This window comes from Vibrio sp. Isolate24, from assembly GCF_022398215.1.
Classification (GTDB): domain Bacteria; phylum Pseudomonadota; class Gammaproteobacteria; order Enterobacterales; family Vibrionaceae; genus Vibrio; species Vibrio coralliilyticus_A.
This window is the reverse complement of sequence record NZ_JAKEUU010000001.1, coordinates 243,351-270,340: the sequence shown is the minus strand read 5'-3', so window position 1 is coordinate 270,340 and position 26,990 is coordinate 243,351. Positions and strand designations below refer to the sequence as shown.

The window sequence follows — 26,990 nt, the reverse complement described above, 5'->3', positions numbered from 1 at the left end:
TTTTTATGAGTAGCACAACATTGAACCCTTCTTACTCGCCAAGCAAACCACGCTTATTCATACAAGGAGCCTTGGCTATGATGCCATTGAGCATTGCCGTTATTCCTTGGGGACTACTGGCCGGCTCTTTTGCGATAGATGCTGGACTGAGTGTGGCAGAAAGCCAAGCGCTATCAGCGATTCTTTTTGCCGGCTCCGCTCAACTCGTCGCTACTGGCATGTTAAAAGCTGGGGCTGGGCTCACCACTATGCTTTTAGCCACATTTTTTATCACCTCACGCCACTTTTTATACAGCGTCTCTATGCGCAGCAAAGTCAGTCCATTACCACTCAATTGGCGCTTAGCGCTTGGTTTTTTATTAACAGATGAACTGTTCGCTATATGCGGTCAACAATCTGAGAAACAATTTGATCCTTGGTATGCACTTGGGGCGGGGCTGAGCTTTTATGTCTGCTGGAACCTAGCGACATTGGCCGGTATTGTAGCTGGAAGCCAAATACCCGCAATGAATGAGCTTGGGCTGGAATTTGCAGTCGCCGCAACCTTCATCGCAATCGTGACACCAAACATTAAGAGTTCGCCAACACTCATCGCCGTTCTGGTTTCCCTGGTTGTCTCTGTTCTGTGTCACTATTTGATGATCGATTCAGGTCTTATGGTCGCAAGCGTTTGTGGCATGGTAGCAGGCTATAGCTGCGAGACGTTAAGAGGGGAAAATTAATGGTTATGCTGTCCATTTTCGCAATGACAATGCTGGTTTTTCTCAGCCGTTATTTGTTTCTTGAACCTAAATTACCCCTTAGATTAAATCCTAAAGCACATCGCTTACTCAGCTATTCAAGCCCAGCTGTCTTAACCGCCATTTGGGCACCGATCGTATTCATGCCCGAAAATCAACTCTGGCTAGCACCAGACAACCCTTATCTAATCTCAGCTATGTTAGCGGCAATATTGGCATGGAAGACAAAAAATGTGCTGCTGACAACCTTAGTAAGCATGGTTGTGTTTGTCGTTCTGCAATGTATTTAACCCAACATCGAGGCCAGCAATACAATTAAGCAGCTCAATGTCATCATTCAGGTGACGAGAACCCCTGCGACTGACTGAAACCTTTTGGTAGCGAGTGACAGCATTCCATAATGATAACCTCTGAATGCATTTCCTTCAGAGGCTATCCCTCCCAATGGCTTAACGGTAGAGAACTATTGCGCTACCCACTCAATTTCTATTAAAGTCTTGCCGTTAGCGATCAAACGGCCAAGAAATACATCACCCAAGTGAACTTCTCCCACCCCTTGTGGTGTCCCCGTCATGATAATGTCACCGTCACAAAGCGTCGTGTAAGTTTTCAGCTCTTCAAGAATCGTTTGAGGAGGATAGAGCATCTGTGTTACCGCCCCTTTTTGAACACGGACACAATTAATGAATAACTCAAGCTCAAGTGATTCAATCGCAATACCATTTAATGGAATAAATCGGCTGAACACCGCAGAACCATCAAATGCTTTAGCACGCTCCCAAGGTAAGCCTTTGTCTTTGAGTTTGGATTGCAACCCACGCTTAGTTAAATCTAACCCTAAACCGACCGCACTGTATTGACCATTGCGTACAATAAAGCAGATCTCCCCTTCGTAATGCAGAGTTTCACCATGATGAGCCATCAACTGAGAAGAGATAGAGGAGGAAGGTTTATTAAATATCACCATTTCATCAGGAATCGCATTATTCAGCTCTTTGATGTGTTCAAGATAATTTCGTCCCACACAGAGGATCTTGGTCGGGTGGATAGTTTTCTCGCCAATTTTAACCGAATGCATGCTTCTTCCTTGATGATTAACGCTGACGGCCATGTTAATTCAACCGATTGATGAATTGACCAATTGCGTATCGAAACTAAGATCCAATACCCAATATTGATGCACTCAAAGCCTAAATAACAGAAAAACGCCTACCCAATACAGGATAGGCGCTAACACAAGTATGTGTTGAGGCAGTAGATGTTATTATTTTATAGGAAGTAACGAGCACCAATAGTCCAATTGTCTTCCTCTTTCACGTTGATATCATTGCCTAGGTCAAACTGATAACCCACAAACCCCATAAACTTAGGTGTGAAGGTATACTCCGCCTGCAATGCAGACTCACTGTACTGAGTTTTATTGGTCTTATCGTTAATCTCTGCTTCATAGTTAGCACTTAAATTCCAGCCGTTACCAAATGCATAAGCCAATAAAACTTCATATTGATCGCTTTCAGCCATGGTTCCGCTACTCACCACATCATCGTTCATGTTTTCATTCATTGCATAAACAACGGCCGAATATAGTCCATCACCGTATGAGCCTGAGCTAAATGCAAACACATGCGAATGCGCGTCTACATTTGCAACGTCACCGCCATTGTATGAATAGCCTAGGTTGAAACCATACACGCCTATTGATAGTGCAATTTGTCCACGAGCATCATACAGCGTGCTAGACGTCGAGTCAGTGTGCTCTCCTTGCCAAGCTAGACCTAAGTTTAAGCTTCCCATGTCACCAAGCTCGATCGCCTTGCGGTAACTGACCATGTCCTCGCCCCGAGCCGTACCTAGATTGTTGTGATCGTCATATAGGTATTCGTTGGCAAACGCGATAGGTAAATCCGCAACACCTGCTACGTCATAGTATGGAGACCACTGTGTCCCAACAACAAATCGGCCAAACTGATCATGAGTTGCGCCTATGTAACCCAGACGGGTAGTAAAGGAAGTATCACCACCATCCAAGTAATCGAGTGCCCATTCACCTTTTGCATCGACTGTCACACCATTACCCAGATCTTGCGTACCCGAGATGTTGATTCGAGGAGAGACATCATGCACTTCAACCTCATCTGCAGAGTCATACTCACCAATACCTACATCAACGTAGCCACCGATAGAGATTGTTGAACCTTCGCTGTTGTAAATTTCTGCAGCGAAAGCGTTAGTACCACATGCTGTTGCCGCAATGACAGCGGCTAATAATTTAATTTTCATAACTTAACGTCCGTTTAGGGTTGTAACCTCTGTCCGTGTATGGCCTGAAGGACCAAAGCATCACGAACATTTAAAACGTAGTACGAAATATTCAAAAATTAAGTGCAATTAATTGCTTATAGCAGGATTTTATTAGCAAATACTCAAATAATAAAAATATGAACAATTTTTAACCACATGAAAAACCTACCTTTTTTAAGAGAGGTAATAAACTTTCACTTTGAACGATCGACTTCACATTTTTAAAAATTTAATCGGAACTTTTTTAAAAAAAGTAAAAAGACCTCTATCAATAGAGGCCTTTTTAAGCTAAATCCAGTCAAATTAACAGGATAGCGACTAGACGAAATGTAACAACAAGAAGCAAACTTCGTTATCCATTAATAGACTATCTGAAAATGGTATTCGCCCAACGTGCAAGTCCCGCTGTCACAGAGCCAAAATAGTTGCCACTGACCAAAGGTATCTCGGGTAATACTGATCTTACTGCTCCTGCTAGAATAGGTGAGCGAGCAGAACCTCCTGTCATATAAATCACATCGGGTTTTGTACTGCTTTGTTTAATAGCTTCAACCACCAACGCTTTAATTTTTTCGGTCGGATTCAAGATCGCTTGCTCTATTTGTTCGCGCGTCACAGAAAGAGAAACGACTTCAGAAAGTAGATCTAAATTTGCGTCATACGTTTCAGCATCAGCCAGTGCTATCTTGGTTCGCTCTGCTTCACGAATCACTGAATAGCCAAGCGTCTCTTGATGCACTTGTACTAGTCGAGCCAGCTTTTCAGGCTCTCGTGCTTCCTTCCACATTTGTCGTAGTAGCTTGAGGTTGTCATGCGCGTAAAATTTTCGCTGTGCCTGAACATCATTAATTGCAATGGGGTTCCAAAACTGAGTAGTGGGTATATCCAAACCAGACTGACTAGTAGACCCCATCCCAAACGCCTGCATAAAGCATTTAAAGGCAGTGAAAATATCTAGGTCATTGCCGCCTATTCTTTGACCTGAATGCGCAATCAATGACTGGGTACGATCTTGTTTACCACACCAAGTTGGTCCCATTTGAACAAATGAACAGTCTGTCGTTCCGCCACCAATATCTACAACCAGTACATTTTTGTCGGTTGTTAGACTCGCTTCGTAATCCAAGCCAGCCGCCAAAGGCTCAAACTGGAACTCAATATCTCTGAAGCCTGCTCGTGAAGCAGCACGACGCAAAATGCCTTCCGCTTGAACATTCGATTCATTACCCCCTCGGCCAAGAAAGTTAATCGGACGCCCAATAACGGTTTGTGAAACCTCTTTTTGTAGTGCGAACTCAGTCTGCGTCTTGATATTGGCCATCATGGCACAAACCAAATACTCAAAGAAAGCCAACTGCATATCGCGTAAGCCAGTGACACCAAGAAAAGATTTTGGTGATTTGACATAATAGACATCTTTCGGGTCTTCCAAATAAAGCTCTAATGCTTGCTGTCCAAATCGCACATCATCAAAACGTACCTCCAGTCCTTCTTCACGGTTTAGCTTAATCGCCCGACGCAAAACACTTTCGCTGATATCACTTCCAGGTGAAATATCCAAGCAGCGAAATAAATACTCCGATACCACTTCTGCCGTTGGTGCGCACAGTGTTGACGAAATATAGTAGTTATCTCCAACAAGAGGGATTTGTCTGACCTCGTCATTGACTAACTCTGCCACCGAACAGTTCGCCGTTCCGTAATCGAATCCAATCGCCATTAATCACCTCTCTATGCTTCTGCCAAAATAGGGCCGCACAGTAAAGCCTACCCGCATAAACAGGTCAACCCGGTTTGGTTAAATCTTTTTAACTTGTTCTGTTTGTTTTAAAGTGACGCTAAGTTATTCACGTTCTTAGAGGGAAATTGGCTGTGAACCTACGTCAGATAGAAGTGTTTTATGCCGTCATGCAGACTGGTACAGTTTCGGGCGCAGCGAAGCAGCTTCATGTTTCACAACCCAATGTAACCCGAGTACTGGCGCATACTGAGCAACAACTTGGTTTCACCTTATTTGAGCGGATTAAAGGTCGACTAATACCAACTCAAGAAGCACACTTTCTGATTGCAGAAGCCGAAAAAATATATCAGCAGCTCGGACAGTTTCGACGCTTAACCAGTAAGCTCAAACACGGTCAACATCATCTTCGTATTGGTGCTCCGCCCATCCTAGCATCGGGGTTTCTTTCTCCAATGATCGCCCAAGTGTGTAAGTATACCGATTATACCTTAGAGGTGTGTACAGCAAACAGAGATGAGCTCATTGAAGGTTTGGTCAAAAATGAATGGGATCTCGCAGTATGTTTTGGAGAAGAGACAGCGTCCCCCATCGTCCAAAGCACACTATATAATACCGAAATGAAAGCATTACTTCCCACAGGAACATGCGAAAACACTTCGGTCACACTCGCGGATTTACTTGAAAGCTCGTTGCCATTAGTCACCCTCGACACAAGAGACCCACTTGGAATTCAACTACATCAAAGTATCCTTGCCACTTTCCCCAGCTTTCATCCCAAAATCAGTGTGAGAAGCTATAACGTTGCCGCAGAAATGGTAGTACATGGCGCTGCAAACGCCGTTGTCGATCCTTGGACGGCTCAGCATTATCAATTCAACCCTCAGGTTCATTGCGCCTCACTTACCCCTGCTATACCAGTGACGGTATCGTTACTCTATTGCCAGCACTCGCCACTGTCAGTGTCTGCCAAATGGTTCGCAGAGCAACTTAAGAAAGATACGATTTAAACGTATAACTTGATGTTATACCCTACAAACGAATAAGTATTCGGCTCTAAACACTGGTTTTAATAGAGTTAGAGAATCTCTAACCCGATAACCAGGATGCTTATGTCTATCACTCAACCCTACCTACTCTTCCTAGGCGATGTCACTGACCCTATTGCCGCCAAAACTGCACGAGGTATTGCACTCTGGAGACCGGAACAGTGTGTCGGTGAGCTCCGCCTGACAGATGACACTGTCACTCTCAACCTACCTAATCTATCTCTACAAGAAGCCAAAAACCAAGGAGCAAAAACTCTGGTGATTGGTACTACCAACGCTGGTGGTTACATACCCAACAACTGGCTAACTTGCCTAATCCAAGCGGCAGAACTTGGTTTTGACATTGCCTCAGGCATGCATCAGAAGCTAAAAGAGATCCCACCGCTTGCTGAGTTGGAAAAGCAAGGAATAACTCGCCTTCACGATGTCCGTCATTACGATCAAAGCCTTGAAGTGGGCAAAGGCATTCCACGTCAAGGTAAGCGATTATTAACGGTAGGTACTGACTGTTCCGTGGGTAAGATGTTCACAGCACTCGCATTAGAAAAAGCATTAAAAGACATTGAGGTCTCAGCACAGTTCAAGGCAACTGGACAAACCGGTATCCTCATTGACGGCCAAGGTATCTCAATTGACGCTGTTGTTGCGGATTTCATTTCAGGCGCCGTAGAAAAAATCAGTCCGGAATTTGTCGATCATGATTGGGACATCATCGAAGGCCAAGGCTCCTTGTTCAACCCTTCTTTTGCTGGTGTCAGCCTTGGTTTACTTCACGGTGCACAAGCCGATGCACTTGTGCTGTGCCATGAAATAGGCCGCCCGCACATTCGCCATTTACCTCATTGCCAACTACCCAGTATTGAAACCACGATCCAGGCGAACCTAGCCGCTGCACGACTAACCAACCCTCAGGTACTGCTTGCGGGGATCAGCCTCAATACATCAGCAATAAGTGAAGAAGAAGCAAAAACACTATGTGCAGACTGGCAGGACAGATATCAAGTGCCTGTCACCGATCCGGTACGCTTTGGTATAGCAACCATTGCCGCCAATATTAAAACTCTGAGAGGGTAACATGGACATTACCGCTTGGAGTGAATCGATCCCTCTCGCAAAACCGTTTGCTATTTCACGTGGTGTCAGAACCCACTGTGACATCGTCAGAGTCAAGATTTGCTATCGTTCACATGTCGCATTAGGTGAGTGTACGCCTTACCCAAGGTATGGCGAAAGTGTTGAATCAGTGTTAGAACAAATTCAACAGGAGATCCCAAGACTCAATACGCTTCCACCTAAAGAAGCAAAAACTAAACTGCAATACATGTCTGCAGGTGCAGCGAGGAATGCGCTCGACTGTGCACTATGGGATTTGATGGCAAAAGAGGACGGATTACACTTTCCATCTCCATACTTTGATATTCGCTCTAAAATAGAAACAGCGATGACAGTTTCGATCGACACACCAGAGAAGATGGCCCGGCAAGCCAAAGAATACGTCTCTCAAGGCGCGACTATACTGAAAGTCAAACTGGATAATAGGCAAATTCTGCCAAGGGTCACAGCCGTCAGGCAAGCCGCCCCCAAAAGTAAAATTATTCTTGATGCCAATGAAGCATGGCAAAATGAATCCCTAACGACTCTATTTCAGGCACTCCACACGCTCAACATCACCATGATTGAACAACCCGTGCCTAAAGGCTACGACCATATGCTGAAAGGGATACCTCACCCTATTCCTTTGTGCGCTGATGAGAGTTGCCACACTAGTGACGATCTTACAAAACTAGAAGGCTGCTATGAGATGATTAACATTAAGCTTGATAAATCAGGAGGCCTGACTGAAGCGATAGCTCTGGATCAGCAAGCCAGAGCCAAGGGGTTCCACATCATGGTGGGCTGCATGCTGGGCACTTCTCTAGCAATGAAAGCCGCTCTGCCTATTGCCACACGTGCGGACATCGTTGACTTAGATGGCCCTGTTTTATTAGGTACTGATATTCTTGATAGCTTGAAATACCAATCTGGCACTTTAGGTCTAGACAAATAAATCAAATAATTTATTTTTTAGAAATTATAAGCTCGCATTAAATATTATTTGTTTTTTGCGAGGTTATTGCCCACTTATTGATCAATCAATAACCCAAAGTAACTAGGCAAAACTAATATTAAAGTACTAGAAAAACAATTATAAAAAATTCATACGATACATTATTCAAATATAACCCTAAATTGACAAAACATTATTCTCAAGTTCATAAAATCCCTGTCGATAACAGTGAAAAAGTCATTACTTATTTAATAGATATACCTAAAAACTTAGAATCTAAAAATTCCTTAGTAATATATCTAATACTATAAGGTTAAAATGGCTCTGCTTTGATAGTGGAGGTACTCACTGCATGACCAGCCCATTACCTAGAAGGCTAAGAGACATAAGAAAGAAAAGAGGGATCACTCAAGAAGAGCTGGGACAAAAACTAGGAATGGAGTCAGGAAGCGCTAGCGCTAGAATTAGTCAATACGAAACTGGTAAACATGCTCCTGATTACACGACTGTAAAACGCATATCTGCGGTATTAGGTATAACCGTCGCTTACTTCTACTGTGATGACGATACACTAGCAAATATCATAATAGAAGCATCCAGCCACAGTGAAACAACAAAGCTTGATATTCTTAAAATACTAGAAGGGATTCAAAAACAATAAGTTAGCATCTTTGCGGTTTTGGATAGACACAACAATGATTTCTGAACTCGACCTCGCCATACAACTGATAAAAATCATAATTCTTCTCTACATTTCCTACCTTTTATTGCGCCATCAAGTGAGCAATAAAATATTATATGGATGTGTATTAGCTATGGTCTCGATGATCATTGAGCTATACATCAACTATTATCAGTTATCGTGGCCAACGATTACTTTTGAGCATCAAGATGTCATCTTACTGATTTCATCGACAACGCTGCTTATAGCTCATGCATTGATGCTATCTGGAGTATCTTCGTTATATTTTAAACTCAAAGAAGAATCTGAGAAAGATCACCTTACTCAACTTCATAATCGAAAGTTCATGCCTAAGATACCGGAAAAAAACTACGATGTGATCTATTTGGATATTGATAACTTCAAGACGATTAACGACACATTAGGGCACGATTATGGAGATGCTCTACTGGTACTCTTCGCACGATATTTGTCACACTGTGTTTTGAAGAATGAATATTTAGTTCGTTACGGAGGTGATGAGTTTATTGCTTATGTCCGGCCAGGTCGCAGTAGTGATTTTATTGAGCGTTTACTAGATTATGTAGCAAACTCCGAGATTGAATTCAGCTATGGCGTTTCCGGCAGCAAGAATGGTGAATTATTTTCGGCAATTACACGAGCAGATAAAAACATGTACCTGATGAAAAGGCGCAGGTCGTCGTCAAAAGGGCGCCGACCTGCTCAAGCGAATGAATCATGAATGCATTTCGCTATCTCCTGAGCGATTTTTGCTGTTAGCAAAGTAATATATCTCATTGCCTTACAACACTTTACTTAATGCGCTTTTTAAACTTTTATTAATAGAATACGAGAAAGGATTCTCAAGGTAGCTTATGGTGATACGGATTAGGCATAAGATAAAATTGGTTTCTACAGCATTGATTTTGCTGTTCACCGTCAGTTGCCTTCCCCAGCAACCCAATATCAAACTTGGTGTTGTTTTACCCCTAACAGGAAGCTTTTCCATATACGGTCAACAAGCACTAAAAGGCGCCCAACTGGCAGTAGACCAAATCAATGCACAAGGTGGGGTACTCAATCGCCAGCTGGAGCTTGTTATCCGTGATAATCAAACCGATCCAGCGAAAACCGTGAAATACAGCCGTGAGCTTGTGCAGCAAAATCAAGTATTTGCCTTGTTTGGCCCTGTAAGCAGTGCAGCCCGTTACGCGATGGCAGAAGTTGCAGAAACTTTTTATACGCCCCTTTTTTATGGGATCGATTACGAAGGACGTCATTACAGCCGATATTTGATTTGCTACAGCACAATACCTGAGCACTACATTGAACCCATTGTCCCTTATTTGATAGAGAATATCGGTAAACACTTCTATATCTTTGGCTATGACTACATTTGGCCGCACAGGATGGCTAAGAGTATTGTAAAGTCAGTCAGTACACATCAGGGAAACGTCACCGATATTGAATTTACCCCATTTGGTATAAAAGACTTCACTCCCGTATTCGAACGTATAAAAGAATCTGGTGCTGAAACATTGATGCTCACCCTGCCAGGGGCTGACGGTTTTACGTTCTTATCACAGATGAAATCTTTTGACTTTGGCCGCGATGTTCAGGTTGTTGCTTTCGCTGCTGATGAAACCTATCTGTCCAATCTCGATAACGATTCACTGGAAGGCATACTGACAGCTCTGCACTTTTTCAGTAGCAACGACGATCCCATTCTGCAAAAATTCGTCAATGACTACAAAGCTCATCATGGCGCCGAATCTGTTGTGACCTACTCTAGTAAAGCTCATTATGACCTCATTTACTTGCTAAAAGCCGCGATTGAACAAGCTGGGGTTGTTGATAAAGAAGCCGTCATCAATCAGCTACCGGGATTAACCCTATACGAAAAAGATCTAGCAATTAAACTCAGAGATGACCATCATTTTGAGCTACCAATGTACTTAGGCCAATTTGCGGCTGGACAGCTTAACGTCATCGAGCGACTAGGGACCATTAAACCTGAGGATCAAAGATCTATAGGCAATGAATAAACTCAGCGTAAAGATTTTCATCATACTTTTGCCTCTAGCAATTTCATTGCTGATCTTCAGTTACGCCTATTATAACGCGAGAGAAAAGCTCACCATTGACCATATTTATCAATCTGTACAGCTTTCTGCTTCGTTAGGAGCGAATGAAATTAGCCATTATGTTGAGGGTCGTTTCACTGAGTTTGATCGACTCAGTAATGAAATAAGTACCTGTAAAGAAGGGGAAACGTCTCTATCTTTATCCGCTTCAGACGCTCTAAGTTTCACCAGCGGTTTTTCCGCACTCGCGATTTCCGATTTATCAGGTCAAGTGACACACTTTAGCCTGTCATCAAATAAAAGTAATCGCTACGTGCTGCGTAAAAATATCAAAGGACTGATTCTCCTTCCCGAACATGTCCTAGCCTTGCTACACACTTCTTACCAAGAATGGCAAACCACCTACCCTGAAAACCTCAGGCTGGAAAAAGAAACACTCGAACAATTACTCGCCCTAAACAAACGTGGCGAAATCAACTCTCAGGCAAGCCGAAATTTGAGTAACTTATTGGTAAAGATTCGCGAAGGACGGAGCCTTCCTCGCCAAGTCATCAGCTTAGCCAGTGCAGAAACCATTTCAAAGCTTGGTCTAATCTTTGATACTGCAAGTTACTTCTACTCTCGCCCCCTTATTAACTGTAATCAACAAATCATCGGCTTCTATACCGCCGTGTTGGATCGCACTATTGTTGAAGATCATCTGTACCAAATAAAAAATACTCTTACCCAAAGTGGACTTGAACATGTGGATGTTCTTATGGTTCGCAACCAAGGTCTTCGTTCATTATCCTCTGTCAACCACTTACCGCTGGACTCTCTTGCCACAACGGGGCTGAACCCAACCAATAAGCCACAGATGAGAAATGACCTTGGAGGAATTCTCATCAATCAACCAATTGTTCTCCATACTCAGAACCACCTCATCTCGGTCAATAACCATCTCCCTAAGGTTCCCAACAGCCAAAAGGGTGTCAGTTTGATAGTATTTGTATCGATGGACGAGTTGAAATCGAGAAATCTATTGTTACTACGTGAAGTGTTACTTTACTTAATGATTGCACTGTTTTTATTCGTCTCTTTGACACTTTTTCTCTCCAGTTATATCGCATCACCAATTGTTGACCTGCGCCGCCGTATTTCCATACTATCGAGAACAGGAAAAGCAAATACTGACTTTTCAGTCCGTGATGATGAGATTGGCCAACTTTTTAGTGCCTTTTCCGACATGGCTTACAGCATCAAGACTAAAGAGTCTCAACTGGTTAAACTGGTACGTGAAGACCCTCTAACTGGCATTCTTAATCGACGTGCATTAGTCGACCACGCTGAAGATATCAGCCGCCATAATGCGCCTTCTTGTATTTGTATGATGGATCTTGACCACTTCAAGCAAATTAATGACAACTACGGCCATGCTATTGGAGACTCGGTGCTGAAAACCTTCTGCACTTTGGTTACGAGCGAAATTCGAGAATCGGATATCTTTGGCCGACTCGGTGGAGAAGAGTTCGCATTAATCTTACCGGAGACCCAGCTTGAAGAAGCAGTGAACCTAGCGGAAAGAATTCGAAGTCGAGTAGAAATACAGCTTGTCGCCAGCTTACGCTCGGTAGTAAGTAGCCAGGTAACAGTAAGTATTGGGGTTGTCGAGTGGCTGGATGATGACTTTGACAGAGCACTCTCGAGAGCTGATAAACACTTATACATGGCTAAAAAGGAAGGGCGAAATCAAGTTAAGTTTCAAGAAACGATAAGCCCACACTAATACTATGTGGGCTTTTGTAGAATCACAATAAATCTGCCCCTAACATGACTTACTCATCAAGCGACATCCCTACCTGGCCGAGTTTAGTCTTAAACTCTTCAATACTGTCCGCCTGATAAGTGGGCGAGCCATTAAAATATCGTGGTTTTTCAGGCAGCATGGCATTTTTCAACGCGTTCTCCTGATCAAGATCATCATGGTAAACGGTAACGCGATGTGGAATGTCCTGTTTAAATGTCGCCATTTTCTATTCTCCTTTTCGTCTTACGTATACACGAGTTTAAGCGTAGAAAAGAAAATCAATCTGTCAAAGCTGGTAAAACGCTCATCAACCACCACCAACGACCAAGGCCCACAAATAGAAAACAACACACATATCAAATAACGATACATCACGAAATTACCGATACTAAATCTATCAATTAAAAGACCTTATAATTTATATAACTAATTGAAACTGTTGATTTTGAGATCTAGAACATTAGCTCTAGCTATGAATTACATCTTTCTCATTTTTATTATTTGATATGCATTCATTTTTATAAAAAATGTATTTTTTAACATTTTAATAACTTAATCTTTTATGAAGAATGGAATGGATTGTTTAACAAGGAGTCACACATGCAAGTAAGCATAACAACAAAAAAATCCATTCTCGCAACTGTTATCAGTACCACCATGTTATCAGGGTGTTTCTGGGATGACCCACGTGAGGTGGCAAAATACGTCAGTGAAAATATCGACAGAGATGAAGTCGTTAGCCACTTAGTCACACTTGAAGGCTTAGCTTCTACGACTACCGATGGCAACTCTATTACTCGTGCAGCAGGTACACAAGGCTATGCTAACTCGGTTGAGTTCATTGTTGAAACCATGAGAAAGCATGGTTACATAGTTACAACGCAAGAGTTTGACTTCCGTGCTTGGGAAGAGCTGGCTGGCACGAAAGCCAATATCGATGGTAAAGATCTTATTAGCGTACGTGAGGCCGATGACGGTGTTGAACCCGATTTTGCCGTCATGTCTTACTCAGGTAGTTCAAATGGGCCAGTGAGCGGTGAGATTGCCTTCGTGACACCAGACTTCCGTTTTGATGCCCCTGATTACGACAGCACTGATGGCTGTGAAGCCTCAGATTTCACAGGCAAAAATGTGGCTGGAAAAATAGCGGTAATACAACGTGGTGGCTGCTCATTTGACGCAAAAGTGGTTAACGCCGAAAATGCAGGAGCAAAAGCGGTCATTGTTTTCAACCAAGGTAATGATGAAGGCAGAAAATCTGTCGTTAACGGCACGCTCGGTAGTGATACTAAAGCGACCATCGCCGCTTTGGGCGCACGTTTCGATCTTGGTCAAGAGTGGTACAACAAAGCACAATCTGAAGCGGTATTGGCAAACCTGACGGTCAACGTTCAGGATGAAGACGTAGTAACACAAAACATTCTTGCGGAAACTCCTCGTGGTAACGCTGATCAAGTGGTCATGCTCGGTGCACACCTTGACTCTGTTCCAGAAGGCCCAGGGATCAATGATAACGGCACGGGCACAGCGGGTTTGCTTGAATACGCGGTCACACTGTCTGAGCTTAAAGTGCCTGTTAAAAACAAAGTTCGTTTCGCGTGGTGGGCGGCTGAAGAAGCAGGTCTAGTAGGCTCTGAGTACTACACCAATGACTTGTTCCAACCAATCTACAATGATGCACAGGCTCAAATTCTTGAAGAGCTTGGTTTAGAGGATCCTAGCCAGCTGACTGAGGAACAGATTGAGCTGGTTGAAGCCCGTTACACTGAACTCAACAAAGTGAAGCTGTACCTCAACTTCGATATGATCGGCTCACCGAACTACATCTATGGTGTGATGGATGGTGACTTGTCTGATACCAAAGATAGTCCAGATAACGCTTACACTGGCGATTTCAAACCGCCATATGGCACCTCTGATATTGAGTCTATCTTCCAGGAGTTCTTTACTGAAAAAGAAGAAGCAACCATTCCTCAAGCTCTGTCAAAACGTTCAGACTACGCTGGATTTGCAGATTGGGGCGTAGCATTTGGCGGTCTGTTCACGGGTGCTGAGAAAGTAAAAACAGCTGAAGAAGTTGAGAAATTTGGTGGCGACATCGATGTCGCTTACGATAAGTGTTACCACCAGAGTTGTGATGACGTGAACAACGTCAGCCAAACAGCACTGTTTACCAACACTCAATCACTTGCGTATGTAACCACTTACTACGCAATGAGCAAGCAATTGTTCCCAGAGCAGCCAGAAGAGCCGGAAGTGCAAGCACTACGTGCCTTCTCTACAGCTGAGGCGCCAAAAGAGAAACTACGCATTGGCGAAAGACTCAAAGCGGCAGACAGCGTCTCTGACCACGATCACTTCCACGGTGACTTTGATCAAGACCTGAAATAATCACCTTTCGTAATACAAACGCCGTGCCTCGCACGGCGTTTTTCGTTCTATCTCACGTTTTCATCACTGAGCTTCTTTCTACGCCCCACACTCTCGCCAAAAGGAGGAGTCAAACCCCATCAACTTCCACTAGCCTTAAATCAACCTCAATAAGAATGGCTAGATTGTTGAATGAAGAAGTACAATATTTATCAGGTCTTTACCCGTCTGTTTGGCAACACGAATACCACCAATCAGCCATGGGGCAACATAGATACCAATGGGGTTGGCAAGTTCAGTCACTTTACTGAAAAGGCTTTAAATGAAATTCGTGATTTGGGCATCACACACATCTGGTTTACTGGCGTACCACACCATGCCCTAGTCAATGATTACACGCATGTAGGAATCGATAATGACCACCCTTCGGTTGTCAAAGGCCGTGCAGGCTCTCCTTACGCGGTAAGGGACTACTACTCGGTCAACCCAGATCTAGCTGATGACCCCAGTCGACGAAATCAGGAATTCGACGATTTAATCAGTCGCACCCACAATGCTGGCCTCAAAGTGATCATCGACATCGTACCTAATCATGTAGCTCGTGTTTATAAAGGATTAAACAATCCTTCGGGTGTGGAAGATTTTGGGGCTCACGATGACACCAATGTCTGCTATCACAAAGACAACAACTTCTACTATATTCCAGGTGCTCCTTTTGAACTGCCAAGCGAATTATCGCCTGAAAAGATCCTTGGAGGAGAGGCACATCCTCACTTGAAGACGCCTTATCAGGAGTTTCCAGCGAAATGGACAGGCAACGGCTCAAGGAAAGCTCAACCGTCCATTGATGATTGGTACGAGACCGTAAAAATCAATTATGGTGTTCGCCCTGACGGCAGCAAAGGCTTTCCTATATTACCGGAAGAATACCGCTTTAAGCCTCATTCGGAGCACCATCAATTCTGGCAGGATAAATCCGTTCCAGATTCATGGAAAAAGTTTCGGGATATAGCACTTTACTGGCTTGAAAAAGGCGTCGATGGCTTTCGCTACGATATGGCCGAAATGGTGCCTGTCGAGTTCTGGAGCTACCTCAACTCTTCGATAAAAATGTCTAACCCAGATGCCTTTCTAATGGCTGAGGTCTATCAGCCGGAACTTTATCGCGACTATATCCAGCTCGGAAAAATGGATTACCTTTACGACAAGGTTGATCTCTATGACCTGTTGAAATCAATTATACAAGGTCACGGTTCTACGCGAGAGATTGGCCGCATTGAATATCAGCTACGCGATATTGAGCACCATATGCTGCACTTTCTCGACAACCATGATGAACAGAGACTTGCCTCGCCTGAATTTGCGGGATGTGCTCAAAAAGGCAAACCCGCTATGTTGGTGTCTACTTGCCTATCAAGCTCTCCTAGCATGATCTATTTTGGTCAGGAAGTCGGTGAGCCTGGAGCGGAGTTCGGTGGATTTGGTACACCTAGCCGCACATCGATATTCGACTATGTGGGCGTCCCTCACCATCAGCGTTGGATGAACCATGGCGCTTTTGACGGAGGCCAACTGAGTGAGGATGAAAAAGCGCTCAGAGCCTTCTACCAAAAGCTGCTTAACCTGACGTTAAAAAGCCCTGCGCTATTGGGTGGCTATCACGACCTTTACGCCGCGAACTTTGACAATTTCGGCGAAATGCAAGATCAGTTGTTCGCTTTCGCCAGATCCAGTGAAGAACAAAAGCTGATTGTTGTTGCCAATTTCAGCACGCAACAAGGTAAACAAGTCGAACTGATTCTCCCTTACTCACTCATTACTGAGTGGCAGCTGCTTCCCGGACAATATCGTTGGATAGATAGGATGGGTAACTCGGAGTACACCCTGAATGTGACTCAAACATCAGCTTCCATTTCTATGCTGCTTTCACCACTGGCAAGCCTGCTTCTAGAGCTTACATCACACACTTTAGAATAAGGCGATCGCTGTTCCTCTGCTCTCACCTGTATTAAGACTTAATGCGCAATACTCTAGGCTATTAAACGATGGATCTGCTCAATGGTATCTTGGGCAGATTCATAATCAACGGGCAGCTCGACCACACCATTGGCCGTCTCTACAAACAAAGATGGGAAACTATTACCACCGATAGAGCGAGCGAAACCCAATTCCTCCATAAATTGTTGGTTCAGAGCTTCAGACTGAAAATCTTGCAAGAACTGCGCTTCATCGAGCCCAATCTCCGCTGCTATCGCGATCAATACTTCGCTGTCACTCGGGTTTCGTGCTTGAAGATAATAAGCGTGCTGAATAGCACGTAGCATCTCTTTCTCCGCTCCCTGCTTACGTGCCGCTAACACTGCTCGACAAGAAGGATAAGTTGAGCGCTTAGGAGTGTTTTTCGTCCAGAAGTCATAGTTGAACTCAGTGCCCAGATAGTTTTCGATCTTTTTCCAATATGAGGCAATTTGTTCACGCATGGCGATGGGCATAGGCTCCATGGAGTCTGGCGCCAATCCACCCACCACATACTGCACTGTCACCTCATCAGCTAACTCGTTCTGGACTTTTTCCCAAGTGGGCTTGTAACCCCAACACCAAGAACACATAGGGTCGTAAACGTAGTAGAGTTTGGCTGCTTGCATGAGTTCATCCTTATAATACTGAGTAGCGAATCAGGGTCTACATCACCAATTCGTCTATTTCTCTTAGCCCCATAGAGGTAATTGTACCCTCTGCTTGATCGAGATCATTTTAACAAAGTGATTACATCATTTATGTTGACATAATGTTACGGAGATTAACAAGAGGGATGCCCATGGAACTGAAAAAAGACCCAAGATGTTACACTGACGTTTGTGTAGGTGGTAAATGGTTTCACCATGATCACTGTACCAGTAAAGCGTATATGCTCAAGGGCGGCGCAGACGTGAGTGTAGAATTTAGCAAAATACCTGAAACAGAAGACGAACTAATTGAACTGTTGATTCAGAGTGTTTAAGCAGCAAGCGCTTAGCAACCCTCATTGCTAAGCGCTTGCTTTTATCTGTCTATTTGTTGATTGCGAGGTAAGTACCAGCCGCAATCATTACACCACCAGCCCCTTGATTCAGCTTGCGCTGAGCACTTGGAGTTTTCAACACTTTAACCAGTCGCCCTGCACCAATCGCTATCATCATTAACCCTGTCATCAGAGCAACAATGCTTAATACCGCAGCCAGTGTAATATCCTGACTATTAAGAACGGTTAAGTCCATAAACGTTGGCAGGAATGAAATATAGAATAGGATCACTTTAGGGTTTGAAGCCGAGATCAGAAAGCCCTGTACAAATCCGGCGATATGAGACGGTGCTTTTGGTGTTTGATCTTGGTGAATCGCTTCACTGGCCTGAGGCAGTGCTTTGATCATCTTATAGCCGAGATAGATGAGGTAAGCCGCACCGACATAGCGAATCACGACAAACAGTGTCGCCCAGTTTTCTGCTATTGCAGCCAACCCCAAGCAGGCTAAAAGGAGATAGATAACATCGCTGGCAACCATTCCAGCAGAGAGCGAAATACAGTGTTTTGCGCCTGAAACCATCGCACGAGCAACAATGGCAAATACGCCCGGCCCAGGTGTGATGCTAAAGATCAACATAGCGATAAAAAAGGTGATCGCACTTTCAACGGTCATGATTCTACCTCAATCAGTTTTCATCACAGAAAAATAACATTATTGACTCAAAACACAATGCCTAAATAGACAACACAGTGACTAAGCCTCTAGCCACTCTCTCCTGACATGATTACCACATACTGGTAAATTTGCTTTGCATCGCTCTGCTGATGGGAATACTGTCGTCACCCATTATCGCCACCATTTTGCCGGTAAAATCCTTCTTCACTTTGTCTATCATCGAGACATTAACCACACTCGATCGATGTACTTGCCAAAACAACTCCGGATCCAGCTGAGCCAGTAGTTCCTTAAGTGACGTTCGCAGCACATACTCGACTTTGTTGCCCTGCTCTCGCTTGTATAGAGAAACGTATTTGTCTTCCGCTTTGAAGTAAAGAACCTCTGATAAAGCAATGAGATGGATCTCTTCACCTTTGCTTGCTCTAATCCAACTTAAATATTTCGGCTGAGCAGGCGCATTGAGCTGCTGAATCTGATTCAGCAAAGTGCCAAGTTCCGTCGCGGGTTCAGCTCTATGTAACCTCGCTTTCAGTTTTTCAACGCATTGAGTAAGACGAGCATCAGAGACAGGTTTAAGCAGATAATCCACCGCATTAGTTTCAAAAGCTTGGACAGCGTATTCGTCATACGCCGTCACAAACACAATATGAGGTTGGCAATCACGCTTAGAGAGCTTCTTCGCCAGTGACATACCATCCAGCCCGGGCATTTTTATATCCAGAAATACCACTTGAGGCCGATGTTGCTCGATCATTTCAAGGGCTTGCTCACCATTTGCAGCCTGCCCGACAATATCGAGCTCTGGCCAATACTCAGCAAGCGCCTGATTAAGATGACGACGCAACAACGGCTCATCGTCGGCAATGACGGCGGTAAGAAGATCAGTTTGCATCCATGTTTTCCTCAAGTTTCTCCAATGAACGACGTTGTACAGACAACTGAGCAATCACACCACCCGATGCATTCTCTTTCAGCTTCAGTGACGCATGTTGACCAAACAAAGTGGTGAGCCGATGACGAATATTGTCCAGCCCAATACCTTGCCCAGCATGACTAGGCGTATCGCTAAAACCAATCCCATTATCGATAACAGAAATGGTCACACTATCCTGATTTTCAGCAACCTCTACTGTTATTTTTCCACCGACAGAGCTGGGTTCAATGCCATGTTGTACTGCGTTCTCCACTAGCGGTTGAACCAACAGAGGCGGTATATTGAGGTCACCCAAACAATGGGCAGATATTTCATAATTCAAGCGCTCTCCGAGCCGTATTTTTTGAATGGCAAGGTAAGCATCCACCAACTCTAGTTCGCCTTTCAAGGTCGTACTGTTCTGGCGATTTTGCTGCAACGTCCCGCGTAATAGCTCGGTCAGTTTCTCTAGCATCAGCTTGGCACCTTTAGTGTCGTCATCAATCAGCACCATAATGTTCGCCAATGTGTTGAACAAGAAATGAGGTTCAATCTGGCTTTGCAGCTGTTTCAGTTGGCTTAGTAGCAGTGCCTTCTCTTGCTCCGTTTGAATACGACGAGCCCGTTCGAGCTCCTTTTGAGCCTGTAATTTTTGCTCATGCATATAAAAGTAAAGCAAACACGCCGTGGAGAAGATAAACCCAAGGATAATCACTGGCTTCATCTGACTAAAGTCTGCAAACTTATCGTACCTACTCAGCCAGTAGTATGCGTTTAGTGTGCCAAATACCATTGAGCTACCAATGGCCATGATGCTGAGTTGACGCCGAGTCCAACGCTCACTCGACCACTGTAACAAGTGCGAGCTCAAAACCGCACTGTACCCGTAACCAAAGCTAATCAGAATATGCTCCCAAAATGGGCTCGGCCAAATCGTTTGTGTCACAAACGCAATAATCAAGCAAAACACCGAGGTGAAGACAAGACTTTTTAAGAAATCAACCGTACGAGTAGTAACGTCAGTCATCAAAATTTTCCTTTTAGATTTATAAAAATCATACGCTTATCAGCTAAATTTGCATATACAGATTCATGGCTTCCCGTCATAAAACGGGCAGCAAGTTCAACGTCGACCGAAGTCTGTCCCGAGTCATAAGCACTGTAGTTAATCCACTGTGTTGCAATGACACCGCCGTCTTGTGGCGATAATAAGAGATCAAAAGTAGGCTCTACACTCTCCAGCCATAAGGCATTTTTACTCCATTGCCACTGACTCCAGCTAGTAGGATTCAAACTCCAATGAAACATGACATTATGCTGCACCAGATTGATATGGTTGAGCCCCTGAGCGTACGAATGTGACAGGCCAGCGGTGTTGGCGCTTTCTGATAAAGCAGTCGCTCTTTCCAGTCCCTGTCGCCAATCCTCTTTGCTCCATGCCCGATTGTCATACCAATATTCGACAATGATTTGATTACCGGCTTGGCTAGCCCAATTAAGCCCAACCAAACCTTGAAAGCCACTACTTTTGTTAGCCAGAATCACTGGTGAGTAGAGGCCTTGCTGCTCAAACCCTAGGTAGTCTCTCTGGTACACAAAAGAAGCGTGGTACGCCCATGACGCATCATAAACAGACACCATGGAGCCGCCAATTAAGCCTTGTCTTACATCGTCATAGTAAGCAATGCCCTGCCATTCCGTCTCATCTGTCAGCCAGTAACGACGCAGACCAATGCCCTGTTGCTCAGTTCTTTGTTCAAGCTCGCTAGACTCTTGCTTTGTCCAGCTGGAATCGCTGTAAAGCAAACTCCACTCTCCCGAAAGGTCAAAATATGATGCCATTGCGACACCTGCGCCCTCCTCTACCTGAATTCCCACTGGGTTGCGCCGATAAGGTTTGAACAAGTCTAAGGGGCGATATCCATACCCGACTCCCCAGTCGAGGCGGATTTTACCCAGCGTCATATCAAGCGGTAGTACGCCTGTCTCCCAGACGCCTTGCCAAAAAAGCTCCTGAACAATCAACTCATTATCAGCTGAGTCGGATGAGTCGCTCGACGCTAGTTGACTACTTTGCGCTGCGAGCAAGCCACTCCAGCTTTGCCACTCGGCTTGCACACGAAGCAACACGTCTAGCTGCTCAGTGTGAGAGGCCGTATGCGGTTCAAACCAAACGGAGTCTCTGTGCTGATTCTGGTTACCACTGACCGTCCAGTCCCAATTGAAACTTGGCTGAGCAAGGCCACTGCCTGGAACCATTGCCGCCAACGCGAAAATCAAACGGTAAGTCACGTTACAGCTCCGACAGTGCGTTACGCGTCAAAAATGCCGGAATATAGTATTTATCTTCAAGTTGATGAGCCGTCACTTGCTGATATTCAATCACCGTTTTCTTCGCGGGCTGAATTTTGTCAATCAAGGTCATGCTCACAACTCTCAGCTGGCCATCGCGCTCACCCTGCTCAAACAATGCCTGCTTAGCCAGCTTGCCAGATTTTAAGTACAAGTCGGCTTTGATCGGGAAATCGCTCTCCGATTCTAACCATAATTCGATGCGATCGTAACTCGCACCTGGAGTTACAGACTGCAGAGAAAGCTGGTTTGCCAGCACTGCCCGCTCATTGATGGTCAAGGTTTCCTGAGCCGTCAGCGTCGCTCGGTAATCCTGACTCCAAGTGAGAGTAGATACATCGCCAATGGAGGCTTCACCGAGTAGCTTTTGCATTGGTGTTATACGGATCGGGCGACGACTTTTAGGCATCACTAGCCAATAGTTGTCTCCCAACATCAACATCTTTTGCCCCGCTTCAACCGGTGACTTAAACACAACCAAAGACTCTCGTTCGGGGCGCGTATAAACATTGTATTGGCGTGTTTTATCCAGCTCTCCGTTTTTATACAAGGTAACGAGAGAAACCACTTTGGCGGACGCCGTATCAAGGCGATAGGCATCTGCATTTTTGACCATGGTGGCCGTGTCATTAGCGAACGCACCAATACTCAACAGACTCAATCCGATGACGATAGAAAGTGATTTAAACATAGGTCAATGCCTCCGTTATCGGCTTATTGACACCCTTTCGGGCGGATAGAAACGCAGCGAGAATGCAAATCGCCATGACACCCAATGCGCTATAACTCAGCAGCTCGGGTGAAAAATAGATATTGAGTGGATAACCGTCGGTTCGACCCGGTGGTGGTGGCATTTGCACATCCACCACCATCAGGACAATACTGGTGACGCCTGTTAAAAGCCCGCCCAAGAGTGTGCCGATACCAGCTAACAGTGTTGCTTCGCGCACAAAGCCCGCCACGATTTCCGCAGGATATGTGCCTAATGCGGACAAGGTTCCGATTTCACGCGTTCTTTCCGTCACCGACATTGTCATGGTGTTAAACAGAGCAACGAACACCACCAGCGACATCACCGCTCCCATAATGCCGAAGATTCGATCGTATAAGTCTTTCACTTTGGTGTAGAAAAAGGCTCTTTGCTGCCACGGCGTGACTTCCAGTGCTTGACGGTGTGGCAAAGAAGCGAGTTGTTCTTCCAGCCAGCTCTGAAGCTTCAATGTGTTTTTTGTTTCGTAGAGGAAGACCGATAAGGTACTCACTTTATCGCTCACCAGCAGTTCCTGTACCGATTCAATATGCAGGTATAGCTGGCGCTTATCTAAGTCCGGCACACCCGTTGAATAGATACCATGAACTTTAAAGTCGAGTGCATTCAGTGCGCCGTCGCTCGTCGTCGCAAGCACGGTGATCCAGTCACCAACTGATACGTTGAGATTACGCGCCAAATCGACGCCAAGCATCACCTCAGGCTCCGAGGGTTGATATCGCGAAGAGCGAATATCAGACAAGGTTTTACCCTGACGCACGTCGAGAAACGGCCCCTTCATATCGAACTCACGCTCATTCACACCAGTACCGACAAAAATGGTCGATTTATTGCCATTTGAGACCAGCCCTGTGAACTCAATCCTAGGCTGAATGCCTCGTATATCCGGATTCGATATCAGTTGCTTGTAGATCGCAGCGCTGTCTTCCAGACCATTCGTCAATGGCATGTCTTCATCTTTCTCGAAAAATCCGGGAATGCTGATTGTCAGATGGCCCGTATCCCGCGCTGTTGATTCTTGGAGTGATTCATAGGTGTAAAGCCCAAACCCACCCGCTGACGTCAAAGCAAAAACGGCAATCGTGATGATAAGAGCGGACAACACACTGCGACGACGATTTCGCAGCAAATTCAGATACGCTATGCGCACTGATTGAGGAACTAACTGGCCCATTTCATCGCCTCCTCGCTTATTCTGCCATCCACCAACGAGAGTGTGCGGTCACACTGATTCGCCATTCGCTGATCATGCGTAGCCACAATGAAGGTCGTTCCCAACTCATGACCAAGGGTTTTCATCAGCTCAATCACACGCTGTGCGGTATGGCTATCCAGACTGGCGGTTGGCTCATCGGCAATAACCAGCTTGGGTTGATGCACTAGCGCTCGCGCAATGGCGACGCGCTGTTGTTGACCACCCGATAGATGGTCAGGTCGATGGTGAGCGCACTCTTCCAACCCCACTTTGACAAGCATTTCCATGGCGAGCCGTTGCTGCTGTTTGGCAGAGTATCCGTTCAACATTAGTGGGTACGCCACGTTTTCCCATGCACTCATTACGGGAACCAAGTTAAAGCGCTGGAATACAAAGCCCATGCTGGTCCGCCTCAATTGCGCCGATTGTTGTGCCTCTCTCGGGTATAACGAGCCGTCGAACGTAACCTGACCTTCATACTCACTATCAAGCAAACCAAGAATATTCAGTAGCGTGCTTTTACCAGAGCCTGACGGGCCACAAAGCGCGACCATTTCACCATTACTGATTTCGCCAGTGACGTTGCGGAGTGCCTCCACTCGCTGCTGACCGAGTTGGTACTGCTTGGCTAGATTTTGAAACTGCAACATGCTCGCTCCTTAGGCGTTATTGGCCATCGCTATCGCTTGTAACGTCATCGGATGTTGGCCATTGAGCGTTGACATTTCCTGTGCCCATTTCTGCGCCTGTAAGCTATCTTCTGCACGAATGGCCGCCTGAATGGCGTAGATGTAAACCCAGGCAATCGCATCAAAGGATTGAGACGTAAATGCTTGTTCAGAGAGAAGCCCCGAATACAGTTCATAACCACGTTCGAAATGATTGAACATGTCGGGCAATGATGTATAGGTCGCCGCCGCAACGGCTCTTGCCAATAGTGACTCTGGCAGCCCTTGACGAATCTCTTGCAGTGGAACAGGCGTTGTATCATCCGATAGCATATCCAACCCTTTGGCAATCGTACCGAGCCCTTGCTCGACGTATTTCATCTTGTTCCAAGGAAGAAAAGCATCGCGTCCCATCAAGGTTTGTGTGCTACCGAGATAGACCAATGCCAGAGCATCACCACCTTGTCTTTCGATCTGACCTTGCAGTTGCTCATAGACGGATTCAACCTGATCTTCATCGCCTTGAGCGGCTTGATTATATTGCTCTATTAACTTGTCACTTGGCGCTGCGACCGCTTGAGCGCTAACCAGTAAACACAGACCTAATTGATACGTCAGTTTCATTTTGTCGTTCCTTCTTCTTAGCTGATGTTCAAAGGTTAATCAGCGATGAGCAAGGCTGCTTGGGTATGCGACGAACGGTGGTTGGAAGACGTGAATGGTAAAAATAGAGCGTGAATGGTGAGATTTTGTTCAGCCTCTGCGGCTTATCTGGAAATCAACGGCTATGATCGTTAAAGTAGCGCCATGATTAGTTATCGCATTGAAATTCAATGTGACGAGAGAGAAGAAATTATGTTTAGCGATGATCGCATCATTGATAATCTGGAAGAGCTTGAAGCTTTTCTCCTCGCTGTAGAAAGCGGCAGTTTTGGTTTGGAAGGCATTGCGGGTATCGCACTTGCGACAAACAATGCTGATGGCCGCCACTTTGTGGCAGTACTGGATGATAATCACCAACTGCTGCTAGCTCGCTGGGTGACCGACGAAATCTTCAAGACAGGTCAGGATTTAGTCCGCAACGGACCGAAGAAAAGCCATTAAAATAGCCCGCAATTGCGGGCTATTTTAATTCAGGTGTTTAAGCAGTTAGCTCAGACCACCAAAACACAGGTATTTCACATCCATATACTCATCAATACCTTGCTTGCCTCCTTCGCGGCCAATGCCGGATTGTTTAACGCCACCAAAGGGCGCAACTTCTGATGAGATAATCCCATCATTAATCCCAACCATTCCGTATTCCAGTGCTTCAGCCACCTTCCAGATACGGCGAATGTTATCACTGTAGAAGTAAGCGGCCAGACCATAGATGGTGTCGTTGGCCATCTCTATCAACTCTTCATCGCTCTCGAACGCCAATACCGGTGCCACAGGGCCAAAAATCTCCTTCGAGACAATATCCATTTCTTGAGTCACGTTCTTCAGGATAACCGGCGCAATAAACTGTCCAGCTTGAGACACTATAGGAGAAACAGGCTGCGCCCCTTGTTCAATCGCCCCTTGAATTAAACTCTCAATACCCTCTTTGGCTGCTTGGCTAATAACAGGCCCAATATTGACGCCTTCTTCCAAGCCGTTACCAAGTTTGAGCTGTTTTACCGCTTCATCAAATTTAGCCACAAATTCATCGTATACATCGCGATGAACGTAGAAGCGATTGGCACACACGCACGTCTGGCCTGCATTACGGAATTTAGATGCCACGGCTCCAGCTACGGCAGCGTCTATGTTCGCATCATCAAATATGATGAAAGGAGCATTACCACCCAACTCCATTGAAGTGCGTTTAATATCGTGGGCACTCTGCTGCATCAAGAGACTGCCGACACGAGTTGAACCCGTGAAAGACAGTTTGCGAATCAGCGGATGAGAGGTAAACAGCGCTCCAACTTCTGGTGCACTCTCCCCTACAACCACTTGCAAAACATCGCGAGGAATACCCGCCTGATAGGCAAGTTCCACTACTGCAAATGCACACAGAGGAGTCAGTTCAGCGGGCTTGACGATAAAGCTACACCCAGCGGCAAGAGCTGGCGCAGCTTTACGAGTAATCATTGCTATGGGGAAGTTCCACGGCGTAATCGCACTTGCGACACCCACTGGCTGCTTAATAGTCACCATACGCTTGTCCGGCGTTGGCGCTGGGATGGTTTCACCGTAAGTGCGTTTCGCTTCTTCAGCAAACCATTCAACAAAGCTCGCGCCATAGAGCACTTCACCTTTCGCTTCCGCTAGTGGCTTACCTTGTTCTAGTGTCATTAAACGACTGAGGTCATCTTGGTTTTCAACCAGTAATCGAAACCAACACTGCAGGATGGCCGCTCGCTGTTTACCAGTCAGCTTGGCCCACTCTTTCTGAGCATTGTGAGCCCGAACAATTCCCTGTTCGATTTCCTCCTGAGTGGAAATCGGTGCATAACCCAGCAGCTCTTGCGTCGCGGGGTTATGCACCGCGACACTTCTGTCCTGATCCGACACCATAAAAGACACTAAACTCTGATTACCTATTTGCTGCATTGTGATTACCTTGTTCTTAGCCTATTGCTGAAC

At 45.3% G+C, this 26,990-nt stretch carries 27 protein-coding genes; 13 read left to right on the top strand and 14 right to left on the bottom strand.

Annotated elements, in window-relative coordinates; all coding sequences use genetic code 11:
* Positions 1-5: 5 nt before the first annotated feature.
* Entirely contained in the window at positions 6-722 is a 717-nt protein-coding gene (locus L1D23_RS01235) for an AzlC family ABC transporter permease (protein WP_239863776.1), read from the top strand.
* A complete protein-coding gene (locus L1D23_RS01230) occupies positions 722-1,030 on the top strand; it encodes an AzlD domain-containing protein (protein ID WP_239863775.1) in 309 nt (102 codons plus the stop codon). The genes L1D23_RS01235 and L1D23_RS01230 overlap by 1 nt, the downstream gene beginning before the upstream one ends.
* Positions 1,031-1,203: 173 nt before the next feature.
* Here the strand turns inward: L1D23_RS01230 and L1D23_RS01225 are convergent, their stop codons facing one another.
* From L1D23_RS01225 to yegD, 3 genes are all read right to left on the bottom strand, one after another.
* A complete protein-coding gene (locus L1D23_RS01225; RefSeq protein WP_239835419.1) occupies positions 1,204-1,818 on the bottom strand; it encodes a fumarylacetoacetate hydrolase family protein in 615 nt (204 codons plus the stop codon).
* A gap of 191 nt (positions 1,819-2,009) precedes the next feature.
* On the bottom strand, positions 2,010-3,020 hold the full coding sequence (locus L1D23_RS01220; RefSeq protein WP_239863774.1) for a porin: 1,011 nt from the start codon (positions 3,018-3,020) through the stop codon (positions 2,010-2,012).
* Between the two features lie 388 nt (positions 3,021-3,408).
* Positions 3,409-4,761: a molecular chaperone gene (gene yegD / locus L1D23_RS01215; RefSeq protein ID WP_239863773.1), complete on the bottom strand. Its 1,353-nt coding sequence runs from the start codon at positions 4,759-4,761 to the stop codon at positions 3,409-3,411.
* Between the two features lie 152 nt (positions 4,762-4,913).
* On the opposite strand from yegD, the gene L1D23_RS01210 reads away from it, so the two are divergent.
* From L1D23_RS01210 to L1D23_RS01180, 7 genes are all read left to right on the top strand, one after another.
* A complete protein-coding gene (locus tag L1D23_RS01210) occupies positions 4,914-5,789 on the top strand; it encodes a LysR family transcriptional regulator (protein WP_239863772.1) in 876 nt (291 codons plus the stop codon).
* Between the two features lie 102 nt (positions 5,790-5,891).
* The gene (gene dgcN / locus L1D23_RS01205) at positions 5,892-6,902 is read left to right on the top strand and encodes an N-acetyltransferase DgcN (protein ID WP_239863771.1); all 1,011 of its coding nucleotides are present in this window, start codon (positions 5,892-5,894) and stop codon (positions 6,900-6,902) included.
* Position 6,903: 1 nt separating this feature from the next.
* On the top strand, positions 6,904-7,875 hold the full coding sequence (dgcA, locus tag L1D23_RS01200; RefSeq protein WP_239863770.1) for an N-acetyl-D-Glu racemase DgcA: 972 nt from the start codon (positions 6,904-6,906) through the stop codon (positions 7,873-7,875).
* Positions 7,876-8,227: 352 nt separating this feature from the next.
* Positions 8,228-8,536, top strand: a complete 309-nt coding sequence (locus L1D23_RS01195; protein WP_239863769.1) for a helix-turn-helix transcriptional regulator — start codon at positions 8,228-8,230, stop codon at positions 8,534-8,536.
* Positions 8,537-8,690: 154 nt separating this feature from the next.
* Positions 8,691-9,299, top strand: a complete 609-nt coding sequence (locus L1D23_RS01190) for a GGDEF domain-containing protein (protein WP_239863768.1) — start codon at positions 8,691-8,693, stop codon at positions 9,297-9,299.
* Positions 9,300-9,432: 133 nt separating this feature from the next.
* A complete protein-coding gene (locus L1D23_RS01185) occupies positions 9,433-10,602 on the top strand; it encodes a substrate-binding protein (protein ID WP_239863766.1) in 1,170 nt (389 codons plus the stop codon).
* On the top strand, positions 10,595-12,406 hold the full coding sequence (locus L1D23_RS01180) for a diguanylate cyclase (protein WP_239863764.1): 1,812 nt from the start codon (positions 10,595-10,597) through the stop codon (positions 12,404-12,406). Before L1D23_RS01185 ends, L1D23_RS01180 begins: the two co-directional genes overlap by 8 nt.
* A gap of 49 nt (positions 12,407-12,455) precedes the next feature.
* Here the strand turns inward: L1D23_RS01180 and L1D23_RS01175 are convergent, their stop codons facing one another.
* Positions 12,456-12,650, bottom strand: a complete 195-nt coding sequence (locus tag L1D23_RS01175) for a hypothetical protein (RefSeq protein WP_239835429.1) — start codon at positions 12,648-12,650, stop codon at positions 12,456-12,458.
* A gap of 377 nt (positions 12,651-13,027) precedes the next feature.
* On the opposite strand from L1D23_RS01175, the gene L1D23_RS01170 reads away from it, so the two are divergent.
* Both L1D23_RS01170 and L1D23_RS01165 read left to right on the top strand, forming a co-directional pair.
* Positions 13,028-14,818: a M28 family metallopeptidase gene (locus L1D23_RS01170; RefSeq protein WP_239863762.1), complete on the top strand. Its 1,791-nt coding sequence runs from the start codon at positions 13,028-13,030 to the stop codon at positions 14,816-14,818.
* A gap of 171 nt (positions 14,819-14,989) precedes the next feature.
* Positions 14,990-16,774 (top strand): alpha-amylase family glycosyl hydrolase, encoded by a 1,785-nt coding sequence (locus L1D23_RS01165; protein ID WP_239863761.1) that lies wholly within the window; start codon positions 14,990-14,992, stop codon positions 16,772-16,774.
* 53 nt (positions 16,775-16,827) lie between these two features.
* On the opposite strand, the gene L1D23_RS01160 is transcribed toward L1D23_RS01165, so the two are convergent.
* Complete coding sequence (locus L1D23_RS01160) at positions 16,828-17,442, bottom strand: DsbA family protein (RefSeq protein ID WP_239863760.1); 615 nt, start codon at positions 17,440-17,442, stop codon at positions 16,828-16,830.
* A 173-nt stretch (positions 17,443-17,615) separates the two neighbouring features.
* Between L1D23_RS01160 and L1D23_RS01155 the strand changes: the two genes are divergently transcribed.
* Entirely contained in the window at positions 17,616-17,798 is a 183-nt protein-coding gene (locus tag L1D23_RS01155) for a hypothetical protein (RefSeq protein ID WP_019274709.1), read from the top strand.
* A gap of 49 nt (positions 17,799-17,847) precedes the next feature.
* Here the strand turns inward: L1D23_RS01155 and L1D23_RS01150 are convergent, their stop codons facing one another.
* The 8 genes from L1D23_RS01150 to L1D23_RS01115 all read right to left on the bottom strand — a co-directional run bounded on the left by L1D23_RS01150 (position 17,848) and on the right by L1D23_RS01115 (position 25,001).
* Positions 17,848-18,474, bottom strand: coding sequence for a LysE family translocator (locus L1D23_RS01150; protein ID WP_239863759.1), 627 nt, complete (start codon positions 18,472-18,474; stop codon positions 17,848-17,850).
* Between the two features lie 112 nt (positions 18,475-18,586).
* Positions 18,587-19,372, bottom strand: coding sequence for a LytTR family DNA-binding domain-containing protein (locus tag L1D23_RS01145; protein WP_239863758.1), 786 nt, complete (start codon positions 19,370-19,372; stop codon positions 18,587-18,589).
* Positions 19,362-20,420 (bottom strand): histidine kinase, encoded by a 1,059-nt coding sequence (locus tag L1D23_RS01140; protein ID WP_239863757.1) that lies wholly within the window; start codon positions 20,418-20,420, stop codon positions 19,362-19,364. The genes L1D23_RS01145 and L1D23_RS01140 overlap by 11 nt, the downstream gene beginning before the upstream one ends.
* Positions 20,420-21,652 (bottom strand): hypothetical protein, encoded by a 1,233-nt coding sequence (locus tag L1D23_RS01135; protein ID WP_239865342.1) that lies wholly within the window; start codon positions 21,650-21,652, stop codon positions 20,420-20,422. Before L1D23_RS01135 ends, L1D23_RS01140 begins: the two co-directional genes overlap by 1 nt.
* Positions 21,653-21,686: 34 nt before the next feature.
* Positions 21,687-22,436, bottom strand: coding sequence for an outer membrane lipoprotein-sorting protein (locus L1D23_RS01130; protein ID WP_239863756.1), 750 nt, complete (start codon positions 22,434-22,436; stop codon positions 21,687-21,689).
* Complete coding sequence (locus tag L1D23_RS01125; protein WP_239863754.1) at positions 22,429-23,688, bottom strand: FtsX-like permease family protein; 1,260 nt, start codon at positions 23,686-23,688, stop codon at positions 22,429-22,431. Before L1D23_RS01125 ends, L1D23_RS01130 begins: the two co-directional genes overlap by 8 nt.
* The gene (locus tag L1D23_RS01120) at positions 23,676-24,359 is read right to left on the bottom strand and encodes an ABC transporter ATP-binding protein (RefSeq protein WP_239863752.1); all 684 of its coding nucleotides are present in this window, start codon (positions 24,357-24,359) and stop codon (positions 23,676-23,678) included. Before L1D23_RS01120 ends, L1D23_RS01125 begins: the two co-directional genes overlap by 13 nt.
* 9 nt (positions 24,360-24,368) lie before the next feature.
* Positions 24,369-25,001, bottom strand: a complete 633-nt coding sequence (locus tag L1D23_RS01115; protein WP_239863749.1) for a hypothetical protein — start codon at positions 24,999-25,001, stop codon at positions 24,369-24,371.
* 231 nt (positions 25,002-25,232) lie between these two features.
* Here L1D23_RS01115 and L1D23_RS01110 point away from each other — a divergent pair, with 231 nt between their 5' ends.
* The gene (locus L1D23_RS01110; protein ID WP_239836360.1) at positions 25,233-25,481 is read left to right on the top strand and encodes a hypothetical protein; all 249 of its coding nucleotides are present in this window, start codon (positions 25,233-25,235) and stop codon (positions 25,479-25,481) included.
* Between the two features lie 45 nt (positions 25,482-25,526).
* Here the strand turns inward: L1D23_RS01110 and L1D23_RS01105 are convergent, their stop codons facing one another.
* Complete coding sequence (locus L1D23_RS01105) at positions 25,527-26,957, bottom strand: NAD-dependent succinate-semialdehyde dehydrogenase (protein WP_239863747.1); 1,431 nt, start codon at positions 26,955-26,957, stop codon at positions 25,527-25,529.
* Positions 26,958-26,990 lie beyond the last annotated feature (33 nt).

Bases quoted from the DNA above. Each gene is read 5' to 3' on its own strand.
- L1D23_RS01235 (WP_239863776.1), top strand. From the start codon at position 6: ATGAGTAGCACAACATTGAACCCTTCTTACTCGCCAAGCAAACCACGC.
- L1D23_RS01230 (WP_239863775.1), top strand. From the start codon at position 722: ATGGTTATGCTGTCCATTTTCGCAATGACAATGCTGGTTTTTCTCAGC.
- L1D23_RS01225 (WP_239835419.1), bottom strand. From the start codon at position 1,818: ATGCATTCGGTTAAAATTGGCGAGAAAACTATCCACCCGACCAAGATC.
- L1D23_RS01220 (WP_239863774.1), bottom strand. From the start codon at position 3,020: ATGAAAATTAAATTATTAGCCGCTGTCATTGCGGCAACAGCATGTGGT.
- yegD (WP_239863773.1), bottom strand. From the start codon at position 4,761: ATGGCGATTGGATTCGATTACGGAACGGCGAACTGTTCGGTGGCAGAG.
- dgcN (WP_239863771.1), top strand. From the start codon at position 5,892: ATGTCTATCACTCAACCCTACCTACTCTTCCTAGGCGATGTCACTGAC.
- dgcA (WP_239863770.1), top strand. From the start codon at position 6,904: ATGGACATTACCGCTTGGAGTGAATCGATCCCTCTCGCAAAACCGTTT.
- L1D23_RS01195 (WP_239863769.1), top strand. From the start codon at position 8,228: ATGACCAGCCCATTACCTAGAAGGCTAAGAGACATAAGAAAGAAAAGA.
- L1D23_RS01190 (WP_239863768.1), top strand. From the start codon at position 8,691: ATGGTCTCGATGATCATTGAGCTATACATCAACTATTATCAGTTATCG.
- L1D23_RS01185 (WP_239863766.1), top strand. From the start codon at position 9,433: ATGGTGATACGGATTAGGCATAAGATAAAATTGGTTTCTACAGCATTG.
- L1D23_RS01180 (WP_239863764.1), top strand. From the start codon at position 10,595: ATGAATAAACTCAGCGTAAAGATTTTCATCATACTTTTGCCTCTAGCA.
- L1D23_RS01175 (WP_239835429.1), bottom strand. From the start codon at position 12,650: ATGGCGACATTTAAACAGGACATTCCACATCGCGTTACCGTTTACCAT.
- L1D23_RS01170 (WP_239863762.1), top strand. From the start codon at position 13,028: ATGCAAGTAAGCATAACAACAAAAAAATCCATTCTCGCAACTGTTATC.
- L1D23_RS01165 (WP_239863761.1), top strand. From the start codon at position 14,990: ATGAAGAAGTACAATATTTATCAGGTCTTTACCCGTCTGTTTGGCAAC.
- L1D23_RS01160 (WP_239863760.1), bottom strand. From the start codon at position 17,442: ATGCAAGCAGCCAAACTCTACTACGTTTACGACCCTATGTGTTCTTGG.
- L1D23_RS01155 (WP_019274709.1), top strand. From the start codon at position 17,616: ATGGAACTGAAAAAAGACCCAAGATGTTACACTGACGTTTGTGTAGGT.
- L1D23_RS01150 (WP_239863759.1), bottom strand. From the start codon at position 18,474: ATGACCGTTGAAAGTGCGATCACCTTTTTTATCGCTATGTTGATCTTT.
- L1D23_RS01145 (WP_239863758.1), bottom strand. From the start codon at position 19,372: ATGCAAACTGATCTTCTTACCGCCGTCATTGCCGACGATGAGCCGTTG.
- L1D23_RS01140 (WP_239863757.1), bottom strand. From the start codon at position 20,420: ATGACTGACGTTACTACTCGTACGGTTGATTTCTTAAAAAGTCTTGTC.
- L1D23_RS01135 (WP_239865342.1), bottom strand. From the start codon at position 21,652: ATGGTTCCAGGCAGTGGCCTTGCTCAGCCAAGTTTCAATTGGGACTGG.
- L1D23_RS01130 (WP_239863756.1), bottom strand. From the start codon at position 22,436: ATGTTTAAATCACTTTCTATCGTCATCGGATTGAGTCTGTTGAGTATT.
- L1D23_RS01125 (WP_239863754.1), bottom strand. From the start codon at position 23,688: ATGGGCCAGTTAGTTCCTCAATCAGTGCGCATAGCGTATCTGAATTTG.
- L1D23_RS01120 (WP_239863752.1), bottom strand. From the start codon at position 24,359: ATGTTGCAGTTTCAAAATCTAGCCAAGCAGTACCAACTCGGTCAGCAG.
- L1D23_RS01115 (WP_239863749.1), bottom strand. From the start codon at position 25,001: ATGAAACTGACGTATCAATTAGGTCTGTGTTTACTGGTTAGCGCTCAA.
- L1D23_RS01110 (WP_239836360.1), top strand. From the start codon at position 25,233: ATGTTTAGCGATGATCGCATCATTGATAATCTGGAAGAGCTTGAAGCT.
- L1D23_RS01105 (WP_239863747.1), bottom strand. From the start codon at position 26,957: ATGCAGCAAATAGGTAATCAGAGTTTAGTGTCTTTTATGGTGTCGGAT.